The following is a 20949-nucleotide window of genomic DNA, read 5'->3' on the forward strand; positions in this document are numbered from 1 at the left end:
CTTTTCACACCAAGCGGAACAAAGGTTCCATGGAGTCTAACAGTGGAACATATTGTATTTTTAGATCGTGCTACTATCCCAGCACACATTGATATTCCTCGCCCACAATCAGATCATCAATGGATTGAATATCAATGTACATCACCATCTCAAGTCATTGAACGTCTGCAACACGCAACTATCGCCATTTCTAATAAAGTCCAACTCACTGCCGATATTTTATCTCAACTACCAAACCTGAAATTTATTGCCATCGGTGCGACAGGAACCAATAACGTCGATGTCGATTATTGTCACCGCCATAACATTCCGGTTTCTAATATTCGAGGTTATGCGACTCGCTCTGTTCCTGAACACGTGCTCGCAATGATCTTTGCGCTAAAACGTAATTTAATGGGCTATCAGCAAGATATCATCGCGGGTGAGTGGCAGAAACAACAACAGTTCTGCTTTTTCACTCATCCAATTAGCGATATCGCAGGCTCAACAATAGGTATTGTTGGTAAAGGCAGCTTAGGGGTAGCGACAGCCAATCTTGCAACCGCGCTGGGGATGAAGGTGCTATTTGCAGAGCACAAGCACGTCACCACCTGTCGTGAAGGCTATACGCTGTTTAACGACGTATTACAGCAAGCCGATATCATCACCTTGCATTGCCCGCTAACAGATACCACTGAAGATCTTATCGCAAAAACAGAACTGGCACAGATGAAACCTAACGCTATTTTGATCAATACCGGACGTGGTGGACTGGTGAATGAGCAAGATTTAGTCGATGCATTGCTCGATAAAAAAATTGCCGGCGCTGGCTGTGATGTTTTTACTTCTGAGCCGCCAACTGATGATAATCCATTATTACAACAGGCACATTTGCCTAATCTATTACTAACCCCACATGTTGCATGGGGATCTGATTCCGCGATTCAAACACTGGTAGAGCAACTTATTGAAAATATTGATGGCTTTTGTAACAACAAACCGCAAAACCTCGTTTAAGAGCTTTAAAAACAAAAAAGCGAGCACCAAGCTCGCTTTTTCAATTTATTATTCAGCGTAATAACAATTATTTGAATCCTTTCTCTTTTCGGATCAAATCATAGGCAGCTTGTAGCTCTTGGGTTTTTTGTTTCGCTATTTCCATCATTTCTGGTGGTAACCCTTTCGCTGCGAGTTTATCTGGATGGTGTTCATTCATCTGTTTACGATAAGCACGTTTCACATCTTGCGCAGAGGCATTTTCATCAACCCCTAAGACATTAAATGCATCAGCTAATTGATCTCGACTAGGAGGCGCTTGGAAACCACCGCCTTGTTGTTGATATTGCTGATGGAAACCACCTTGTTGAAAACGAAACGCCGCTTCTTGCATACGCAAGCGTTGTTCAAGCTGGGCTTCAGAAAAGCCAAGGTATCGCGCAATAATATGCAGTAACTGACGCTCTTTCGGATGTAATGAACCATCCGCAAATGCTGCTTGAATTTGTAATTCTAAGAAAAATTGGAGTAAATCAGCACGTCGTGCACGGCTACGAACACGATTTAACATCTCTTCTAATGGGAAGTTATCTTCTTTTCCTTCACGAAACGCATTTTGCGCTTGAAGTCGAGATTCACCTTGTAACCCCATTCGATCCATAATCGCACTTGCAACACGAATTTCCTCCTTTGTTACATGCCCTTTCGCTTTTGCGACATGTCCCATTACTGCAAAACAAGCATGGAAAAACTCTGCTTGCTGCTCTGCACTACTGGCTCGGTTCTGACCAAAACCTGCGAAACCGCCATTCATCTGACGAGCATAAGCCTTATCAAACTGGTGACCAATAAATAAACCAATCAACAATCCAGGCAATTTTCCAATGGAGAGGCCAAGCAACGCACCAATAATTTTTCCCCATATACCTGTCTTCTGCATTCTATACTCTCTGGTAATTTGTTAAATTTTTTCAATGTTTACCCAACAGCATGCGCTGAAAAGATGCCGTCGCGTCGAATTTGCATTATGATAGCTGTCATTTATCGGGAATGCTTGTAAAAAGCGCAATTATTCGCCTTGCTCTCAAACTGATACAGGAATGTTGAATCTGATGTCACTCACCTCTCACAGCTTACTTGCCACCATGATTGGTCTTGCCCTTTATGGGCCGGCAATGGCAGAAGATGCCACATCTTTACATAAAGATATCAACGGTAAACATGCTGTAGCAGAAGATCAAACAACAAAAACAGCCGTTAATAACGATCCTTTAGCTATGGCAGATGGTGTTTTTATTTCGCCAAAAGACCGCAAAGAAAATGCCACATCTTTAGATAAAGATATCAACGATAAACACGCAGTAGCAGAAGATCAAACAACAAAAACAGCCGTTAATGACGATCCTTTAGCTATGGTACGTGGTGTTTGTATAGCACCAAAAGACCGTAAAGAAGATACCAAAAACACACCGATCCACATTGAAGCTGACAATGTTCAAGCTAAAAATGAGCATAAAGCCGTGTATTCTGGTGACGTTATTGTTCAGCAAGGAACGCGTACGATTGCTGCCGATACTGTGACACTTCAACAACCACAAAATATTGTTACAGCAAAAGGCAACGTTTACTACCATGACGGTGGTATAGAAATGGAAGCGAAAGAGCTCCATAGCGATCTTGATACCAAAGACTCACAAATGGATGATGCTGTTTATCGTATGACCTGCCAGCCAGGGCGCGGTGACGCAGAGCAAATCGACAAGAAAAATGTTGATGGTACTCAGTTCTACAAAATGAAAGATGGTACTTTCACTACCTGTCCAGAAGGCGATAAAAGTTGGCGCTTTGCTGCTGGCTCTTTGGAGCGTGATGGTGATTCACCCTTTGCCGATTTATATAACGCGCGCTTTGAAGTACTTAATGTACCGGTATTCTATCTTCCGTGGCTTCGTATTCCTGTAACCGATGAGCGTATGACGGGTTTCTTATACCCAACGTTAACCTATGGCTCACGTAATGGTATGGAATATGAAGCGCCATTTTATTGGAACATTGCGCCAAACTATGACTTAACATTAACGCCAAAATACATGAACCACCGTGGTCTACAAACAACGGCTAAATTCCGCTACCTGAATGAATTAGGTGAAGGCCAAGTTGTCGGTGAGTACATGGGCCATGATAAAAAAGCCGATTACGTAGATTATCAATTGGAAGACAATAAACCCAACACGGGTAAATATTGGGGCTTCCAATGGACACACAGTGGGATCATCGATAAAAACTGGTTAGTTGATATCGACTACAGCAAAGTCAGTGATTACAAATATTTTGAGCGAGGCTTAGATTCTAGTATTGGTGAGCGTGAAGATAATAACCTGCTTCAAACGGCAGAAGTATCTTACCGAAATGCGAACTGGGATACGATGTTAATGGTCCGTGATTTTCAGCTTTTAAAAGATCCTGAAGAAGCTGAATCATCAACAGATAATCGTTCACCGTATCGCTTAATGCCACAACTATCATCAACTTACTATAAAACAGATCTCGGCTACGGTCTCGATTTTAAAATGCCAATGAGTATCAGTAAGTTTGAGAATAGTTCGATATTCAAGCCTGACGCTGATCGTATAACTTTTGAGCCGACATTAACGCTTCCCTACGCGACACCTTGGTGGTCTGTAACTACTCAGGCAAAAGTGAACTACGCTCATTACAACCAAGATAAAAAAGAGTTAAGCAAAAACTCAGATTTTGATGCTCTTAAAGACAGTGTTAATCGTGTTGTTCCTGAATTTCGTGTCAACAGTAGCTTATACTTTGAGCGTGATACCTCCATTTTAGGTAGTCATTATACCCAAAGTTTAGAACCACAAATTCAATACCTTTATGTAAAAAATGTTGACCAAGACGGTATTTATAACCCATTTGATTATATCGGTGGCGGCTATGATTCAACCCGTTTACAACAAGATTACTACGGCTTATTTAGCGATCGGACATACAGTGGTAACGACTATATAGCTCCTGCGAACCAGTTCACCGTCGGCGCATCTACACGCTACTTTGATGAAGATTTTAAGGAACGATTTACCCTATCCATGGGTCAAATCTTCTATATCGATAAACCTGTTAACCAAGGAACTGATAATAAAGAAGCCAAAAGTTACTCAGCGACAGCGATTGAAACAGAATTTAACCTTGATGATAACCTGTTCTTAAAGAGCGCAATGCAATATGACTCAAGTGAGAATGACATTCAGCAAGGTAATGTGACCGTTGAGTACCGTAATGGTGGGGTATTTGTTCAACCGAGTTACCGTTACGTATCAAGTGATTACTTAACAAAATACGTGAACAACCCGAACCCTGTCATTTCAGGCACGAAAGATAAGCGTGACGGTATTTCACAGTTAGGTTTATCCATTGGCTTCCCAGTTAGCGATAATGTTGATGTTAAAGCTGATTACTACCAAGACATGAATGTTAACAAAATGCTTGAAAGTAAAGTTGGCTTCACCTACACATCTGCATGCTGGATGATAGGGCTTAGCTACAATCGTTACGCGAAAGATGCAATATCACAAGATTTTACTGAATACGATAGCAATGTCACTTTCTCATTCAGTTTACTTGGTTTACAAGGTGCCGGACCTTCATTCGGTCAATCATCGGATGATGGCGGTAATATTTTATCTTACGGCGATCCGTTCACTCTTAATAATTAATAGTTAGGCGACACATGTGTCGCCTTATAACCTGATGGAATATAAATGAAAACGTGGAAGTATTCTGTACTTAGTCTAATGATGATGGGTATGTCAGCAACCAGCATGGCAGCACCTCAGGAACTTGACCAAATTGTGATGACTGTTAATGATGGCGTGATCTTACAAAGCGATGTGAGCGCCATGCTAAAAACTGTTCGTCTTAACGCTGCTGAAGAGCACCAACAATTACCGCCTAATAACATTTTACGTCAGCAAGTGATGGATCAACTGATCCTTGAAAACTTACAGATCCAACAAGCTCAGCAGCTAGGGATCCGTATTGATGACAGTCAATTAGATCAAGCGATCGCCGATGTGGCTAAACAACGTAATATGAGCGTAGACCAACTACGTCAAAGCCTTGCTAAAGCAGGAGTTTCTTACTCTATGTTCCGTGAGCAAATGCGTAACGATATGCTAGCCTCTGAAGCGCGTACCATTATTGTTCGTAAACGTGTTAACGTTCTGCCACAAGAAGTTGAGTCTTTAGCCAAACAAATGGCCGAGCAAACTCAACAAAACGTGCAATACAACATTAGTCAAATTCAAATTCGGGTTGATGAAGATGCTGATAAAGCAGCACGTGAGAAAGCAAAACAAGAAGCAGAAGACATTGTTGCTCAACTTAAAAAAGGCGCAAACTTTTCACAACTGGCTTACCGTTATTCAAAAGGACCTAAAGCTCTAAAAGGGGGCGAATGGGGCTGGATGAGTAAAGCAGAAATGCCAACCGTCTTTGCTGATCAGATTAAAAATAACGGTAAAGATGCGATCATTGGGCCATTCCGTAGTGGCGTTGGTTACCACATTTTAAAAATCAACGATGTAAAAGGTATGCCAAACGTCTCTGTTATTGAGGTAAAAGCCCGTCATATTTTAATCAAACCTTCAATGATTCTAAGTGATGCAGCAGCAAAAGCTGAGCTTGAGAAAATTCGCCAAAATATTATTAGCGGTAAACAAACCTTTGCGGCAGCAGCAAAAGCCTACAGCGAAGATCCAGGTTCAGCGGCGAATGGTGGTCAACTAGGCTGGCAAGTACCAGATATGTATGCTCCAGCATTTAAAGAAAAAGTAGAAACGCTACCGATCGATAAAATCAGTGAACCGTTTAAATCTGCATTTGGTTGGCACATTGTTGAAGTTGAAGGGCGTCGCAAAGTCGACCGTACGGATGCTGCAATGAAAAACCGTGCTGCACAAATCATCTTTAACCGTAAATTCAATGAAGAAGCACAGACATGGTTACAAGAACTACGTGCAGGTGCTTACATTGAACCAATGAATACAACCAATAATGGCTAAATAAAGACATGACTGACACACAACGGATTGCAATCACCCCCGGTGAGCCTGCTGGAATAGGCCCAGATTTAGTCATCGCCTTATGCCAAGAAAATTGGCCGCACCAACTTGTTATTTGTGCTGATGCGCAGGTTATGGTAGAACGTGCGGCTAAATTAGGTTTACCACTAACCATTTTACCTTATCAGCCCGATCAACCCGCCCTGCCACATAAAGCAGGAACGATGACGGTTGCGCACATCAATACTGCAGTTGATGTTGTCGCTGGCACGTTAGATGAACGTAATGGCATGTATGTGCTCTCGACGCTTAAACGTGCTGCAGAAGGGTGTATGAATGATGAATTCGCCGCCGTTGTCACCGGCCCTGTACATAAAGGGGTCATTAACCGCGCTGGCGTATCATTTAGTGGCCACACTGAATTTTTTGCTCAACAATCTGACACTGCACAAGTTGTTATGATGCTAGCAACCGAAGGATTACGCGTCGCGTTAGTGACAACTCATATCCCTCTAAGTCATGTATCACAAGCAATTACAGAAGACAGATTAAAACAGGTGATTCGTATTTTACACGCTGATTTAATCAGTAAATTTGGTATTGAGTCACCAAAAATTTATGTCTGTGGATTAAACCCCCATGCTGGTGAAGATGGTTGCTTAGGGATGGAAGAAATAAATATTATTACTCCTACTCTTGAACAATTACGCCAGCAAGAAAACATGGATCTTATCGGCCCTTTACCGGCCGATACTATTTTCCAAGAAAAATATTTAGCTGATGCCGATACGGTATTAGCCATGTATCACGATCAAGGGCTACCGGTGCTGAAATATAAAGGCTTCGGTAAATCAGTTAACATTACGTTAGGATTGCCCTTCATCCGAACTTCAGTAGATCATGGTACCGCACTGGAACTCGCAGGTACCGGACAGGCAGATACAGGTAGCCTTTGGACAGCGCTATCTCACGCCCTAGAATTGGTAGATAAACAAGCATGAGCAGCGATCAAGTCCATCTAGGTCACCGCGCCCGTAAGCGCTTTGGCCAGAACTTTTTGAAAGACCCTTACATCATTGATGGCATAGTGTCAGCAATTAACCCATTACCAGGTCAAAACTTGGTTGAAATCGGTCCGGGTCTTGGTGCTATCACCGAGCAAGTTGGTAAACTTGTTGATAAATTTACTGTTATCGAACTCGACCGCGATCTTGCAGAACGCCTTGAAAGTCACCCCGATCTAGCTTCCAAGCTAACGATCCACCAAGGCGATGCAATGCGTTTCGACTTCACGCAACTTATTAAAGAAAATAATAAGTTACGTATTTTTGGTAACTTGCCATACAACATTTCGACCCCTTTAATGTTCCACATTTTTGAATTCCACAAAGATGTTGAAGATATGCACTTTATGCTGCAAAAAGAAGTGGTTAACCGTCTTGCGGCAGGCCCTGGTAGCAAAGCATATGGCCGCCTAACGGTAATGGCGCAGTATTACTGCCGCGTGATGCCTGTACTTGAAGTGCCGCCAGAATCTTTTGTACCTGCGCCGAAAGTCGATTCAGCGGTAGTACGTCTAACACCTTACGAAGTGTTGCCGTTCCCATGTACCAACCTAAAATGGTTAGATCGTGTATGTAGAGAAGGCTTTAACCAACGTCGTAAAACGATTCGTAACTGCTATAAAGCACTCTTTACAGCAGAGCAACTTGAAGCACTGGGGGTTAACCCAGGCAATCGCCCAGAGAACATTACCGTTGAACAGTTTGTGGCAATGGCGAACTGGCTTGATGCGAATTACCAAAAAGATGCGAAAGCTTAACCTCATTTAAGTGGATTACACAAAAACCCCGATAGCTTCACGGTTATCGGGGTTTTTCTTTATTTGTGGTTGAATGACGCTAAAATGAGAAGAGATCATAAACAAAGGATGTTGTCTGTGAGTACCACTTCTCCCCCAACCATAAAATGTCATGTCGTTACTCATTACCTCGATGATCAATCCGAGCCTGACAAGAGTCGCTATGTGTTTTCCTATACCATCACTATTCATAATCTTGGTCGTGGTCAAGCACAATTGCTTAAACGCCACTGGTTGATCACCGATGCCAATGGCAAAAAACTAGTGATTGATGGTGATGGTGTTGTGGGTAAACAACCCATAATTCAAGCAAGTGATGACTATACCTACACCAGTGGTACAATTATTGATACCCCGCTTGGTGTGATGCAAGGACATTACATTATGGAAGACGGGGACGGTAATAGCTTTAAAGTTAACATTGCCCCTTTTCGTTTGGCTGTGCCTAACATTATTCACTAGCTGTTTACTTTCACTTTCCTCAATAATGAGAGCAATATGGCAACCTACCTTGTTGGTGATATTCAGGGCTGCTTACCTGATCTAAAAAAACTCCTTGCTCAAGCGCATTTTGATCCTAAGCACGATCACCTTTGGCTTGCTGGCGATCTTGTCGCCCGTGGTCCTGAGTCATTAGAAACATTACGGTTTGTAAAAGCACTGGGTAATAGTGCACAGGTGATCCTCGGTAATCATGATCTTCACCTATTAGCCGCTTCAAATGGCTTCGCACGTTTAAAAACGAGTGATAAAACTCAAGCCATTTTAGACGCGCCCGATAGCCAAGAATTACTTCATTGGCTACGCCATCAACCATTGCTGGCTGAACATCCTGATTTTCCATTAGTTATGGTACACGCTGGCATTAGCCCACAATGGTCGTTAGCGACGGCGCGTCAACAAGCTCGCCGAGTTGAAGCGACCCTTCAGTCTGAACGTTATGTATGGCTATTAGAAAATATGTATGGTGATGGCCCTGATTTTTGGCAAGAAGAACTTAATGAATTAGAGCAGCTCCGCTATACCATCAACAGTTTTACCCGTATGCGCTTTTGCGAGCCTAACGGACGTTTAGATATGCAGTGTAAAGTAGAGCCAGGAAACCCTGAAGTTGGCAACTTGATCCCGTGGTTTGAAGTAAAGCGCAGTGAGCCGATTGAGAAAACCATTATCTTTGGTCATTGGGCGGCACTCATGGGACATCAAGATAAGCATTGTATTGGGCTTGATACAGGGTGCGTGTGGGGAAACAGTTTAACTATGTTACGCTGGGAAGACGGACAACGCTTTGTTACCGAATGCCCTATTTATTAAATCTTGCCACTTTATCCTATCCAATAATGCCCACTAGCATGGGCATTATTAAACAGTATGATTAATTGCGTTCAAGTACCGTAAAGTCCATCGCATAAGCATTTTTTTCATCTGCTTCATAATGCTCAGACTTCACTTGATGCCACCCCTCTCCCCATTCAGGGAAACGTGTATCACCGTCTAAGTTAGCATCAATAAAGGTTAAATAAAGACAATTCGCTTTTGGTAAACACGCTTGGTAAATACTACCACCACCGATGATCATTACTTCTTCTACATCACCAGCGACTTGTATTGCAGCTTCTATATCGCTCACAACAGTGATCCCTTCGGCATGAAACTCAGGGTTACGGGTGATCACAATGTTATGACGACCTGGAAGCGGGCGACCAATAGATTCAAACGTTTTGCGCCCCATTATCACAGGCTTTCCTAAAGTACATTGCTTAAACCAAGCAAAATCAGCGGGTAAATGCCATGGCATCGCATTTTCTTTGCCAATTACTCGATCATGCGCCATTGCGGCGATCATACTGATCTTCATCTTCAGGAAACTCCTTTTTAATATTTGTGATGCTATAGGTTACACCACAGGTCGACGGCGATAAAACAATAATCCCGGCATAGCTAACCCAATGGCTAATGCAGCAACAATAAAGATCGCTTTAAGCAAATTCTCAATCATCACTCCCCATAATTCCATTGAAAAACCACGATGATTAATTTCAACAATCGCAATCATTGCTTTATAAGTAAAAACGCCAGGTACCATAGGGATCATTGCTGCGACAGTAAAGACTTTGGGATGAGCTAAAAAGCGATGCGACCAATGCACACCAATCATACCAACAAGAGTAGCTGCTGCAAATGTAGCCCACTCAATAGGCATTCCCCAGTGCATTAAAAGAAAACGAGTGCCATGCCCTAACGCCCCTCCAATGGCACAATATTTCAGTGCCTTTGGTGGGACATTAAAGACTAATGCAAAGCCAACGGCTGGGATCATAGCGAAAAACATATCATTACCTAGCGCCAGCATTAGTGAGATCAGATCATTCATAGTAACCATCCCCACACATCCAGCACATTCATCGCAGCAACAATACCAATACAAGCGGCAAGTGTTAGTAAACTCGCCATCGTCCACCGTGCTAATCCCATTGAAGGGTAACCTTTTACCATATCAGCAACGGCATTGATCAAAGGAAAACCCGGTACCAACATCAGTACAGACGAAGCCATCGCTAAAAAAGGTTTATCACCAATTTGATAAACTTGTCCAAGACCTGAAATTAATGTGGTAACAAAGGCGGTAAAAGCAAAATTAATCAAAGGATTAAAATGACAATGTGCAATCTCTTGGCGAACAAACATACCAATAGATGAAGCCAGAAAAGTCAGGCAAAAAACTGGCCAATCCCCCCCAGCTAAACGGCTAAAAGAAGCACAAGATAGACCAATCATAATAATCACCAATAAGCGGTGATAACGCTGAGGTTGGATTTGTTCTAATTTGTGGTGAACATCATAACGATCAAGCAGTCCACGCTCAGTTAAAATACAGATCCGTTGAATGTCCGTCACGATCTGCATATTGATCCCACTATCTTGGCAACGCCGCGTGGTCGTAATACAACTTCCCTGATGACGTGTACTGATCACCATCGAACTAGCAGATAATGAGACCTCAACACTTTCAACCCCAAGCGCCAAACCAAGTCGACTTGTCACATCTGCCACTAAGGTACTTTCTGCGCCATGCTGTAAAAGACGTTGACCTGCAGATATCACAAGCCGTGTTATGTCTCTTTGGTCAGATTCTGAGAGTGAAGTAATAATACCGTCCTTATGAGTTGCCATTTATCATCCATTAATATTGCGCATTTATTATCCTATTAGAGTACCGAATAACTCCTGCATCCATTTTGATTAAGCACAAAAAAAGCCGTACCTCACGGTACGGCTTCCTCTACACAATCAGACTTGATTATGGCTTGTAGATGATTTCAACATCGTAATCATCTTCATTCCAATCATCCCAATCATCATCGTCGTCTTCATCCTGCGCTTTCTTAATTTGCTCAGCGTGGTAATCATCCCACTTGAAGTCAACTTTATCTTCTTTCTCTTCTGGCTCGTATTTGATCTTAGGCATAGCATCAATCGCTTCCATCAGATCATACGTTAGCTCTTTCGTACCGGTACGGTTTAGTGCAGAGATACTGTAGTACTTATCTTCCCAAGCAAGGGCTTCTAATACTTCAGTCATTTTCTCTTGCGCTTCTTCTTCATCAAGCAAGTCAGCTTTGTTAAATACAATCCAACGCGGCTTATTGCCTAGCTTATCACTGTATTGCTCAAGCTCATTGATGATAGTGAATGCATTTTCTACCGGATCAGAGCCATCAGCAGGCAGTAGATCAATCATGTGAAGTAATACACGACAACGCTCTAGGTGCTTAAGGAAACGAATACCTAAACCAGCGCCGTCTGCCGCACCTTCAATCAGACCAGGAATATCAGCAACAACGAAATTACGCTCTGCATCAACACGTACAACACCTAAGCTTGGTACTAACGTAGTGAATGGGTAATCCGCTACTTTCGGCTTAGCTGCCGATACAGAGCGAATAAAGGTCGATTTACCTGCGTTAGGTAAACCTAACATACCTACATCAGCCAAAAGCAGCAATTCTAGGCGAAGATGACGAACCTCACCTAAACTCCCCATTGTCTTTTGACGAGGTGCGCGGTTTACAGATGATTTAAAACGGGTGTTACCTAGGCCATGGAAACCGCCTTTAGCAACCATCACTTTCATGCCGTGTTCAGTCAGATCGGCAATCACTTCACCTGTATCGTCATCAACTGCACGTGTGCCTACAGGTACTGTCAGTATTTTATCGGCACCACGTTTACCCGTACAGTTACCACCACGACCATTTTCACCACGCTCTGCGGCATGGAAACGTTCAAAACGATAATCGATCAGGGTGTTAAAGTTTTCATCAGCAAAGAGGTAAACGTCACCGCCGTCACCACCATCACCGCCATCAGGACCACCTTTAGGAATGTACTTTTCAGTACGAAAACTCACTACGCCGTTACCACCGTCACCGGCATCAACTTTGATAACTGCTTCATCTATAAACTTCATTCTTTTCTCCGCACTGTGGCGTTTAACATACAGCCATGATCACTAACTCATCATGGCGTAGTAATTATTGTCATCGACCTAGATTATTTGTGCTGGCGAATAAATTTATGGCCTATAGCACAGCATATCGCACCACTTACCACCACCATCGCACCAAGGTAACCCCAGATGTTCAACGTTACTGGCGCAACGTATTGTGGTAGAGCAAGGCTCGCAAGATCGACAAATAATATCGTAAACAAAGGAGTCAGTGTGATCACTGCACTCACTTGTGAGGCTTGCCAGCGTGACATCGCTTCAGCGAAAGCACCATAGCCAACAAGCGTATTAATACAACAGAATGCCAACATCGCAAGTTGACGATTATCCATTGCATAGATTTGTTCTGGTTGCGCTACTGGCGTAAGGATCAAAGCACAGATCACATAGATCATCAGCAAAATTTGCGCTGATGTAAATTGCTTTAATAACCACTTCTGCGCAAGGCCATATATTACCCACACAATAGCAGCCGCCACAGCTAAACTCACACCTAAAGTATAACCAGAAAAACTGGTAAATAACTCAATTAAGCGTTCATTAAAAAACAGTAGTAAGCCAGCCAATAAACAAATCACACCAATAATCTGGTGCTTAGCAAGCTTTTCTTTAAATACCCATGCACTGGTCACCAATAAGCCCACTGGAGCTAATTGAATGATTACCTGTACCACAGGTGGATTAAGATATTTTAGCGAGCTATTGAACAGGACAAAGTTACCCGCAAGACCAATACTTGCAATCAGTAACACTAGCCCACCAGCTCGGCCTAAATTTGAAATTGTTGGTAACTGCTTTTTCCAGCTTAATAATAAACCTAAACCGACAGATGCCGTAATAAAGCGATACCAAACAATAGTGAAAGGGTCCATCACTTCAACAGCTTGCTTCATTGCTATTGGTAACGCGCCCCAAAAGACAGCCGTTGTTAATGCAAGAAAAAAACCGATCATTGGGCCACGATCTCGCATAAACCCTCCAGATATAAAAAGCCCCGCCAATAGGCAGGGCTTTAATCTTCGTGTCAAAGTTGAATATTATTCAGCTTCGATAGATACGAATTTACGGTTCTTAGGACCTTTAACTTCGAACTTCACTTTACCATCAGATAGAGCGAATAGAGTGTGGTCTTTACCTAGGCCAACATTGTTACCAGCGTGGAACTTAGTACCACGTTGACGAACGATGATGTTACCTGCTAGAACTGATTCGCCACCAAAACGCTTAACACCTAGGCGTTTGCTTTCTGAATCGCGACCGTTGTTAGTAGAACCGCCAGCTTTTTTGTGTGCCATCTTTAAATTCTCCTATTATTAAGCGCTGATGCCAGTAATTTTGACTTCAGTGAACCACTGACGGTGGCCCATTTGCTTACGAGAGTGCTTACGACGACGGAACTTAACGATTTTAACTTTATCGCCACGACCGTGAGTAACAACTTCAGCAGTTACTTTACCGCCAGCCACAAAAGGTGCGCCTACAGATACTTCTTCGCCATTAGCTACTAAAAGTACTGAGTCAAATTCAATGCTAGCGCCAGTTTCAGCGTCTAGTTTTTCTAAGCGTAAGGTTTGGCCTTCGCTTACACGGTGTTGTTTACCACCACTTTGGAAAACAGCGTACATGTCTTACTCCGCTTGTCCGCATAGGCCATTTGCCACATAAAAAAGGCAATGGGTATGCGCTTAATCTTGTCATCAATAGGGCGCGAATGTTACGCGAAAAGAGTTATTCTGGCAAGCCATTATAGAAAGAAAATTGATGAAAAGCTGCTCAACAAAAAAAGTCTTTGAAATAGCGCACGTTGGGGTTATGACGATAGTGCTATTTTAGTGTAAGATTCGATAAACCATTCGAATCACTTTACCGCCCTACGTGGCCAACAATCTTGCTGGATGTATTAATGGATTTCAAAGCTATCCAAGCGCTCACCGCCAACGATATGGCCGAGGTCGACGCGAAGATACAAGCACAACTTAACTCAGAGGTTGTGCTTATCAATCAACTAGGCTTCTACATTGTCAGTAGTGGTGGCAAACGTCTACGCCCAATGCTGGCTGTTTTGGCAGCGCGAGCTTTGGGCTATGACGGTGATCAACACACTACAGCTGCTGCTTTTATTGAATTTATTCATACAGCAACATTATTACACGATGATGTTGTCGATGAATCAAACATGCGTCGTGGTAAAGAAACAGCCAACGCAGCGTTTGGTAATGCAGCCAGTGTTTTAGTCGGTGACTACATTTACACACGTTCATTTCAAATGATGACTAGCCTACGATCATTAAAGATCCTCGACATCATGAGTGAAGCAACCAATGTGATCGCTGAAGGTGAAGTTCTACAATTAATGAATTGTAATGATCCTAACACCACCGAAGATAGCTACATGCAAGTGATCTATTCAAAAACAGCACGCTTGTTTGAAGCTTCAACTCAAATCGCAGCCATTATTGCCCAAGCACCAGCTGAAATTGAGTCAGCACTTCAAGAATACGGTCGTTATTTAGGCACGGCATTCCAACTTATCGACGATGTATTAGATTACATTGCTGATGGTAAAGAAATGGGGAAAAACGTCGGTGACGATTTAGCAGAAGGTAAGCCAACTTTACCACTGCTCCATGCTATGCACCATGGTAATACCGAGCAATCAAGCATGATTCGCGAAGCTATTGAAAAAGCAAATGGGATGGAAAAGCTTGATGCTATTTTAGCTGCTATGCACGAACATGGTTCACTTGAGTACACCCAACAACGTGCAGAAGAAGAAGCAGAGAAAGCCATTGCGGCTTTAGCACCTATTGCAGACTCTAAGTACAAAGAAGCCTTAGTTGCACTAGCACACATGGCTGTACAGCGTAATAAATAAGTCTTCAATTTAGCATCATAGAGCCTGCCAATGTGGCAGGTTTTTTTATCTCTAAAAATCAGATGATCACTATGATCTATAATTGGTATTAGTTTATTTCTTTTGCTGGTAAGTGGGAGTGAATAATGGAAATAACCCAATTAAAGATTGGTATGTGGGTAGAATCATTACATGGCGTGGGGAAAGTGATCGGCATTGATCAACAAAATAACGCCGTAATCATTGAGCATAAGAACGATCATCAACTGCGTTCCATTGAATGCAACGAGATCACTGATCAACCGCAATTGCACACAGGCTGTGATCGTTATTATTAGAAAAGACTTCTCACAGGCAATAAAAAAGCGGCTTAATCGCCGCTTTTTCTTACTCTACTATTTAAACGGGTTACTTTGCAGCGAACTCTTCGCCTAGAGCAATATCACCTTTAAGCGTATCTAGCATGCTGTCCATCGCGGATTGCTCAAAGTCACTTAATGAACCGTAATCCATTACTTCTTCAATACCATCTTTACCCAACAATACAGGTTGTGCGAAGAAACGTGCATGCTGCCCATCACCTTCAACGTAAGCACATTCAACAACACCTTGCTCACCTTGTAATGCACGTACTAGCGCTAAACCAAAACGACATGCCGCTTGGCCCATAGACAAGGTTGCTGAGCCGCCACCCGCCTTTGCTTCAACAACTTCAGTACCTGCATTTTGAATACGTGGTGTTAATGCTTTTACTTCTTCGTCAGTAAACTCAACACCTTCAACTTGTGATAGCAACGGTAAAATAGTTACACCTGAGTGACCACCAATTACTGGAACACTAATATCACAAGGCGACTTATCTTTTAATTCAGCAACAAACGTCTCAGAGCGGATAACATCAAGTGTTGTAATACCGAACAGCTTACGCTTGTTATACACACCTGCTTTTTTAAGTACATCAGCTGCGATAGGCACTGTTGTATTTACAGGATTAGTAATAATACCAATACAAGCATCAGGACATACTACAGCAATTTTTTCTGCTAGAGATTTAACAATACCGGCATTTACATTGAAAAGATCAGCACGATCCATACCCGGTTTACGCGCTACACCTGCAGAAATAAGGACAACGTCAGCGCCTTCTAATGCTGGAGTAGGATCTTCACCTGCATAACCTTTAATGGTTACAGGGGTCGGGATATGGCTAAGATCGGCTGCAACACCAGGCGTTACTGGTGCAATGTCATATAGAGCAAGATCTGAACCTGCTGGAAGATGGTTTTTTAATAGCAGAGCAAGAGCTTGACCGATTCCACCAGCAGCGCCAATTACAGCAACTTTCATGTTCGTTCTCCTTTACGATAGAAGTATCTTTTTTTATTAATACATCTTACTTAAGCCAATTTTCATTGCATAAGATAAGCATAATAGAAGGACGTTATAGCAAGCCGATAACAAATACAATCTTCGGCCGCGCGCTTTGCGAAGTTGCGCAGAAACCCTTTTTTTTCATCCGATCTTGTCACAACAAAAACAACTTTCATGCAAAAAAGTGAGAATTTAAGCAGTTTTAAACAAATGTTATCTAATAAAAACAACGACAAAGATTATTTCTTACCTTATGCTGAACATTAACACCTGATAATACAAAAATCAGATTTCATGCAGTTTGTTTGCTACTTAGTGATAGGTTATGCAAAAATACCCCACCTCATCTCTGTAGATAATATTTATTTATGCGAAATTCAGATAAACAAGAGCGCTTAGTAAAAGCGTTTAAACTCATTCTAAAAGAAGAAAAATTCAGTTCTCAAGGTGAGATTGTTGATACATTGAAAGCGCAAGGTTTCGATAATATCAACCAGTCTAAAGTTTCTCGTATGCTGACGAAATTCGGTGCAGTACGAACACGCAATGCAAAAATGGAAATGGTGTATTGCTTACCTGTTGAACTCGGCGTACCCACAACAAGCAGCCCATTAAAAGATCTTGTCATGGATGTTGGTTATAACAGCGCACTTGTTGTTATTCACACAGGTCCAGGCGCTGCACAAGTGATTGCTCGCTTATTAGATTCTTTAGGTAAAGCCGAAGGCATCCTTGGCGTAGTTGCGGGTGATGATACGATCTTTATTACACCAACGAGTAGCGTAACAGCAGAAGAGCTTTACGATTCTGTTTGTGAACTATTTGATTACAGTAAGTAATACCTTGGGTCTATTTATTTTCATCATTGAGTGACATAACAAATAGACCCGGCTCTTTGCCTACTTTTATTCCCTATCTCTGACTCTTGTTCTTTATTTCAAGCTTATCTCTTTTCATCTTGCTTATTACTTAATTTGAGTGGTGAAGCACAGACAAAAAAACCTCAGACTACTGTCATTTGTTATGATAAATAGCAAAAATATTCTTTAATACGCTCTCATTCGTATCCATTGACCATCATGATTAGAAAGGATTCATTCATGACATTAAAGAAAAGAATGATGCTTGGGCTATTTAGTTTAAGTTGTTATTTCATCGTATCGACAGCACACGCTCAACGTTTTATCACAATTGGCACAGGACCTATCAATGGTGTTTATTACCCTGCAGGCGGTGCGATTTGTAAATTAGTGAATCAAGGACGACTGCAACATAATCTGCGTTGTTTGGTTGAATCAACCACCGGCTCTATCTACAACATCAATAAACTCAAAGATAAACAATTTGAATTTAGTGTTGTTCAATCTGATTGGCAATTTCATGGCTATAACGGTACGAACCAGTTTAAAGACCAAGGTCCTTATAGCAAGATGAGGGCTATCTTTTCACTACATGATGAGCCTTTTAATATTATTGTTCGTAAAGATTCAGGAATAAATAATCTTGATGATCTTAAAGGAAAGCGGATCAATATTGGTGAGGCAGGATCAGGCGATCGAGCAACCATGGAAATTGTTATGGATAGCCTTGGTTGGACATATTCTGATTTTAAGCTTATCTCGATCCCAGCCGAGGAACGCTCAGAAGCACTATGTAATAACAAAATTGATGCGTATATCAATCTTGTTGGCCATCCAAACGGGGCAATAAAAGAAGCCGCAGTCTATTGTAATGCGAAATTAATTCCAACCACTGGGGCAAATATCGAAAAGATCATTGCTGATCATCCTTTTTATACCAAATCAATGACTCCTAAAGGTTTTTATAAGGGAATTAAAGGGGATACTGAAAGTTTTGGCGTGTCAGCAACATTAATTTCAAGTACAGATGTCTCTGAAGAAACCGTTTATGCGCTAACAAAATCTATCTTTAACAATTTTGATACCTTTAAACGACTTCATCCTGCCTTTGCCAATTTAACTAAAGCTGACATGCTCCAAAACGGATTATCGGTTCCTTTCCATCCAGGTGCTGTACGTTATTATCAAGAAGCTGGATTTTTTCCCTCTAACGAACAAGATTAAAAAAGCCCGTAAGATTAATTACGGGCTTAAATATTTAACATTATGCGCGTTGATCATACCCCCATCGCGGGACTAAACCTTGCTTAACGCCTAAATGATCCAAGATCCTTGCAACCATAAAATCAATTAAATCATCAATCGATTGTGGTTGATGATAAAAGCCAGGAGCGGCAGGCATGATAGTAGCCCCAAGCTGAGAAAGCTTAAGCATATTTTCTAAATGAATGGTCGAAAATGGTGTTTCACGTACCACCAGCACCAATTGACCACGTTCTTTAATCACTACATCAGCAGCACGCTCAATCAAATTTTCTGACATGCCATAAGCAATGGAAGCCAAGGATCCAGCCGAGCATGGGCAAACAACCATTTGTTTCGGTGCAGCAGAGCCAGACGCAACAGGAGAAAACCAATCATCTTTGCCACAAACAGTTAATTTATCAGCATTACCATTTAAATGAACCGCTAATTGTTCTCGTGCTTTATCAGGCGATGCTGATAATTTCAAACCATGCTCTGTTGCTAAAACCACACGTGCCGCAGATGAAATCAATAAATACACCTGATAATCAGCCGCTAATAAACATTCTAATAAACGTAGTCCGTAAGGTGCACCCGATGCGCCTGTCCATGCTAGCGTTATACGTTTATCTGTCATTACGTTTTCCTATTATTTAGCTAGTGCTGCCAATAACTTATCATGAATACCACCAAAACCACCGTTACTCATCACTAAAATAGTATCGCCCGGTTGTGCTTTGTTTGTAATGTTATTGACCAAATCATCTAAATCTGCGCTGCAATAAGCAGGCTGTGAACATTGCTCAGCAATCTCTTCTACTGACCATGGAATATTTGGCGGTTGGAAGAAAAAAACTTCATCTGCAGCATGTAAAGAAGGAGCAAGATCATCTTTATGTACCCCTAACTTCATGGTGTTAGAGCGAGGTTCTAATACGGCTAAAATACGCGATTGGTTCACCTTTGCACGTAACCCACCTAACGTTAACTCGATAGCGGTTGGGTGATGAGCAAAATCATCATAAACCGTTACACCGTTAACTTCGCCTTTAAGCTCAAGACGACGCTTAGTATTAATAAATTTAGCTAAGGCTTCACATGCAAGATCTGGCGTAACTCCAACATGGCGTGCCGCAGCGATAGCCATTAAGGCATTATTAACGTTGTGATCACCCACTAAAGGCCAATGTACGGTACCCACCATATCGCTATCTAAATACACATCAAATACACTGCCATCGGCATGGTGCTTTTCTGCGCGCCAGTGTCCATCACCACCAATATATTCCAATTCACTCCAGCAGCCCATCTCTAGCGTTTCATCAATATTTTTCACCCCTTTTGGCGCTAAAATGCGACCATTACCAGGCACTGTACGTACGAGATGATGGAACTGACGTTGGATAGCTTTAAGATCATCGAAAATATCAGCATGATCAAATTCCAAATTATTCATGATTAAGGTTCTAGGATGGTAATGTACAAACTTCGAACGCTTATCAAAAAAAGCACTGTCATATTCATCCGCTTCCACCACGAAGAACATGCTTTCCCCTAAACGCGCTGAAATACCGAAGTTCCCCAGCACACCACCGACTAAAAACCCCGGTTGATAACCACAATCTTCCAAAATCCACGCCAACATGCTTGCTGTTGTTGTTTTACCGTGAGTGCCCGATACCGCCATTACCCAACGATCATGTAATAAATACTCTTGTAACCATTGTGGGCCTGAGGTGTAACGTAGATTGCTGTTAAGGACATACTCAACACAAGGGTTACCACGACTCATTGCATTACCAATCACCACGAGATCAGGAGCAGGATCAAGTTGTTTCGGATCATACCCTTGGATAATTTCAATACCTTGGGCTTCTAACATGGTACTCATCGGTGGATACACATTGGCGTCAGAGCCAGTGACTTTATGGCCTAACTGCCTTGCAAGCATTGCAGCACCGCCCATGAATGTACCGCAAATACCTAAAATATGAATATGCATTGCTGCTGGCTCCGTGATTAATTCGGTTAGTTTCACGCTTTCGCGTTACTTCGTTACCATAAAAAAGATCTTTATATACAATTTCTTATATAACAAAAAATACGATTTAGCACTTCCACTCACCCGCAGGTGAGTTTATCAAGTGCTATATTCTACTCTCTTCACCCGATTATATGACAACATGATGAAAGGAATG

Annotated in this window: 22 protein-coding genes; 11 read left to right on the forward strand and 11 right to left on the reverse strand. The window is 42.0% G+C overall.

The window, feature by feature from the left end; genetic code table 11:
- Positions 1–42: 42 nt before the first annotated feature.
- Entirely contained in the window at positions 43–996 is a 954-nt protein-coding gene (locus C9J40_RS16730) for a D-2-hydroxyacid dehydrogenase (protein WP_107247487.1), read from the forward strand.
- A gap of 67 nt (positions 997–1063) precedes the next feature.
- Here the strand turns inward: C9J40_RS16730 and djlA are convergent, their stop codons facing one another.
- Complete coding sequence (djlA, locus tag C9J40_RS16735) at positions 1064–1915, reverse strand: co-chaperone DjlA (protein WP_107207634.1); 852 nt, start codon at positions 1913–1915, stop codon at positions 1064–1066.
- A gap of 172 nt (positions 1916–2087) precedes the next feature.
- On the opposite strand from djlA, the gene lptD reads away from it, so the two are divergent.
- The 6 genes from lptD to C9J40_RS16765 all read left to right on the forward strand — a co-directional run bounded on the left by lptD (position 2088) and on the right by C9J40_RS16765 (position 9225).
- A complete protein-coding gene (gene lptD, locus C9J40_RS16740) occupies positions 2088–4703 on the forward strand; it encodes an LPS assembly protein LptD (protein ID WP_369919089.1) in 2616 nt (871 codons plus the stop codon).
- A gap of 45 nt (positions 4704–4748) precedes the next feature.
- Positions 4749–6050 carry a peptidylprolyl isomerase SurA gene (gene surA / locus C9J40_RS16745; RefSeq protein WP_107247488.1) on the forward strand — a complete coding sequence of 434 codons (1302 nt, stop codon included), beginning with the start codon at positions 4749–4751 and terminating at the stop codon, positions 6048–6050.
- Between the two features lie 8 nt (positions 6051–6058).
- Complete coding sequence (pdxA, locus tag C9J40_RS16750) at positions 6059–7051, forward strand: 4-hydroxythreonine-4-phosphate dehydrogenase PdxA (protein ID WP_107207632.1); 993 nt, start codon at positions 6059–6061, stop codon at positions 7049–7051.
- Entirely contained in the window at positions 7048–7872 is an 825-nt protein-coding gene (gene rsmA, locus C9J40_RS16755; RefSeq protein ID WP_107207631.1) for a 16S rRNA (adenine(1518)-N(6)/adenine(1519)-N(6))-dimethyltransferase RsmA, read from the forward strand. The genes pdxA and rsmA overlap by 4 nt, the downstream gene beginning before the upstream one ends.
- Positions 7873–7980: 108 nt before the next feature.
- The gene (gene apaG / locus C9J40_RS16760; protein ID WP_369919091.1) at positions 7981–8373 is read left to right on the forward strand and encodes a Co2+/Mg2+ efflux protein ApaG; all 393 of its coding nucleotides are present in this window, start codon (positions 7981–7983) and stop codon (positions 8371–8373) included.
- Between the two features lie 36 nt (positions 8374–8409).
- Positions 8410–9225, forward strand: a complete 816-nt coding sequence (locus C9J40_RS16765) for a symmetrical bis(5'-nucleosyl)-tetraphosphatase (protein ID WP_107247489.1) — start codon at positions 8410–8412, stop codon at positions 9223–9225.
- Between the two features lie 61 nt (positions 9226–9286).
- Here C9J40_RS16765 and folA read toward each other — a convergent pair whose 3' ends face one another.
- The 7 genes from folA to rplU all read right to left on the reverse strand — a co-directional run bounded on the left by folA (position 9287) and on the right by rplU (position 14046).
- Complete coding sequence (folA, locus tag C9J40_RS16770) at positions 9287–9769, reverse strand: type 3 dihydrofolate reductase (RefSeq protein WP_107247490.1); 483 nt, start codon at positions 9767–9769, stop codon at positions 9287–9289.
- Positions 9770–9808: 39 nt separating this feature from the next.
- Positions 9809–10285, reverse strand: a complete 477-nt coding sequence (locus C9J40_RS16775; RefSeq protein ID WP_045083540.1) for a threonine/serine exporter family protein — start codon at positions 10283–10285, stop codon at positions 9809–9811.
- Complete coding sequence (locus C9J40_RS16780; RefSeq protein WP_107247491.1) at positions 10282–11085, reverse strand: threonine/serine exporter ThrE family protein; 804 nt, start codon at positions 11083–11085, stop codon at positions 10282–10284. Before C9J40_RS16780 ends, C9J40_RS16775 begins: the two co-directional genes overlap by 4 nt.
- 127 nt (positions 11086–11212) lie before the next feature.
- The gene (gene cgtA / locus C9J40_RS16785) at positions 11213–12382 is read right to left on the reverse strand and encodes an Obg family GTPase CgtA (RefSeq protein WP_005369899.1); all 1170 of its coding nucleotides are present in this window, start codon (positions 12380–12382) and stop codon (positions 11213–11215) included.
- Positions 12383–12465: 83 nt separating this feature from the next.
- Positions 12466–13392 carry a DMT family transporter gene (locus tag C9J40_RS16790; protein WP_005369900.1) on the reverse strand — a complete coding sequence of 309 codons (927 nt, stop codon included), beginning with the start codon at positions 13390–13392 and terminating at the stop codon, positions 12466–12468.
- 66 nt (positions 13393–13458) lie between these two features.
- Positions 13459–13716: a 50S ribosomal protein L27 gene (gene rpmA / locus C9J40_RS16795; protein ID WP_005369901.1), complete on the reverse strand. Its 258-nt coding sequence runs from the start codon at positions 13714–13716 to the stop codon at positions 13459–13461.
- 18 nt (positions 13717–13734) lie between these two features.
- Entirely contained in the window at positions 13735–14046 is a 312-nt protein-coding gene (gene rplU, locus C9J40_RS16800; protein WP_005369904.1) for a 50S ribosomal protein L21, read from the reverse strand.
- A 278-nt stretch (positions 14047–14324) separates the two neighbouring features.
- Between rplU and ispB the strand changes: the two genes are divergently transcribed.
- Together ispB and C9J40_RS16810 are read left to right on the forward strand one after the other, a co-directional pair.
- A complete protein-coding gene (gene ispB, locus C9J40_RS16805) occupies positions 14325–15296 on the forward strand; it encodes an octaprenyl diphosphate synthase (RefSeq protein ID WP_107207626.1) in 972 nt (323 codons plus the stop codon).
- A gap of 125 nt (positions 15297–15421) precedes the next feature.
- Positions 15422–15613 (forward strand): hypothetical protein, encoded by a 192-nt coding sequence (locus C9J40_RS16810; protein WP_107207625.1) that lies wholly within the window; start codon positions 15422–15424, stop codon positions 15611–15613.
- Positions 15614–15683: 70 nt separating this feature from the next.
- Here C9J40_RS16810 and mdh read toward each other — a convergent pair whose 3' ends face one another.
- Positions 15684–16622, reverse strand: coding sequence for a malate dehydrogenase (gene mdh, locus C9J40_RS16815; protein ID WP_107207624.1), 939 nt, complete (start codon positions 16620–16622; stop codon positions 15684–15686).
- Positions 16623–17014: 392 nt separating this feature from the next.
- On the opposite strand from mdh, the gene argR reads away from it, so the two are divergent.
- Together argR and C9J40_RS16825 are read left to right on the forward strand one after the other, a co-directional pair.
- On the forward strand, positions 17015–17485 hold the full coding sequence (gene argR, locus C9J40_RS16820) for a transcriptional regulator ArgR (RefSeq protein ID WP_045083547.1): 471 nt from the start codon (positions 17015–17017) through the stop codon (positions 17483–17485).
- Positions 17486–17746: 261 nt separating this feature from the next.
- Complete coding sequence (locus C9J40_RS16825) at positions 17747–18730, forward strand: TAXI family TRAP transporter solute-binding subunit (protein WP_107247492.1); 984 nt, start codon at positions 17747–17749, stop codon at positions 18728–18730.
- Positions 18731–18770: 40 nt separating this feature from the next.
- Here C9J40_RS16825 and C9J40_RS16830 read toward each other — a convergent pair whose 3' ends face one another.
- Together C9J40_RS16830 and mpl are read right to left on the reverse strand one after the other, a co-directional pair.
- On the reverse strand, positions 18771–19388 hold the full coding sequence (locus tag C9J40_RS16830) for a flavin prenyltransferase UbiX (protein WP_107207622.1): 618 nt from the start codon (positions 19386–19388) through the stop codon (positions 18771–18773).
- A gap of 12 nt (positions 19389–19400) precedes the next feature.
- Positions 19401–20753, reverse strand: coding sequence for a UDP-N-acetylmuramate:L-alanyl-gamma-D-glutamyl-meso-diaminopimelate ligase (mpl, locus tag C9J40_RS16835; protein ID WP_105061285.1), 1353 nt, complete (start codon positions 20751–20753; stop codon positions 19401–19403).
- Positions 20754–20949: the final 196 nt, after the last annotated feature.

Origin of the sequence: Photobacterium sp. GB-72, from assembly GCF_003026095.1 — a bacterium.
Classification (GTDB): Bacteria; Pseudomonadota; Gammaproteobacteria; order Enterobacterales; family Vibrionaceae; genus Photobacterium.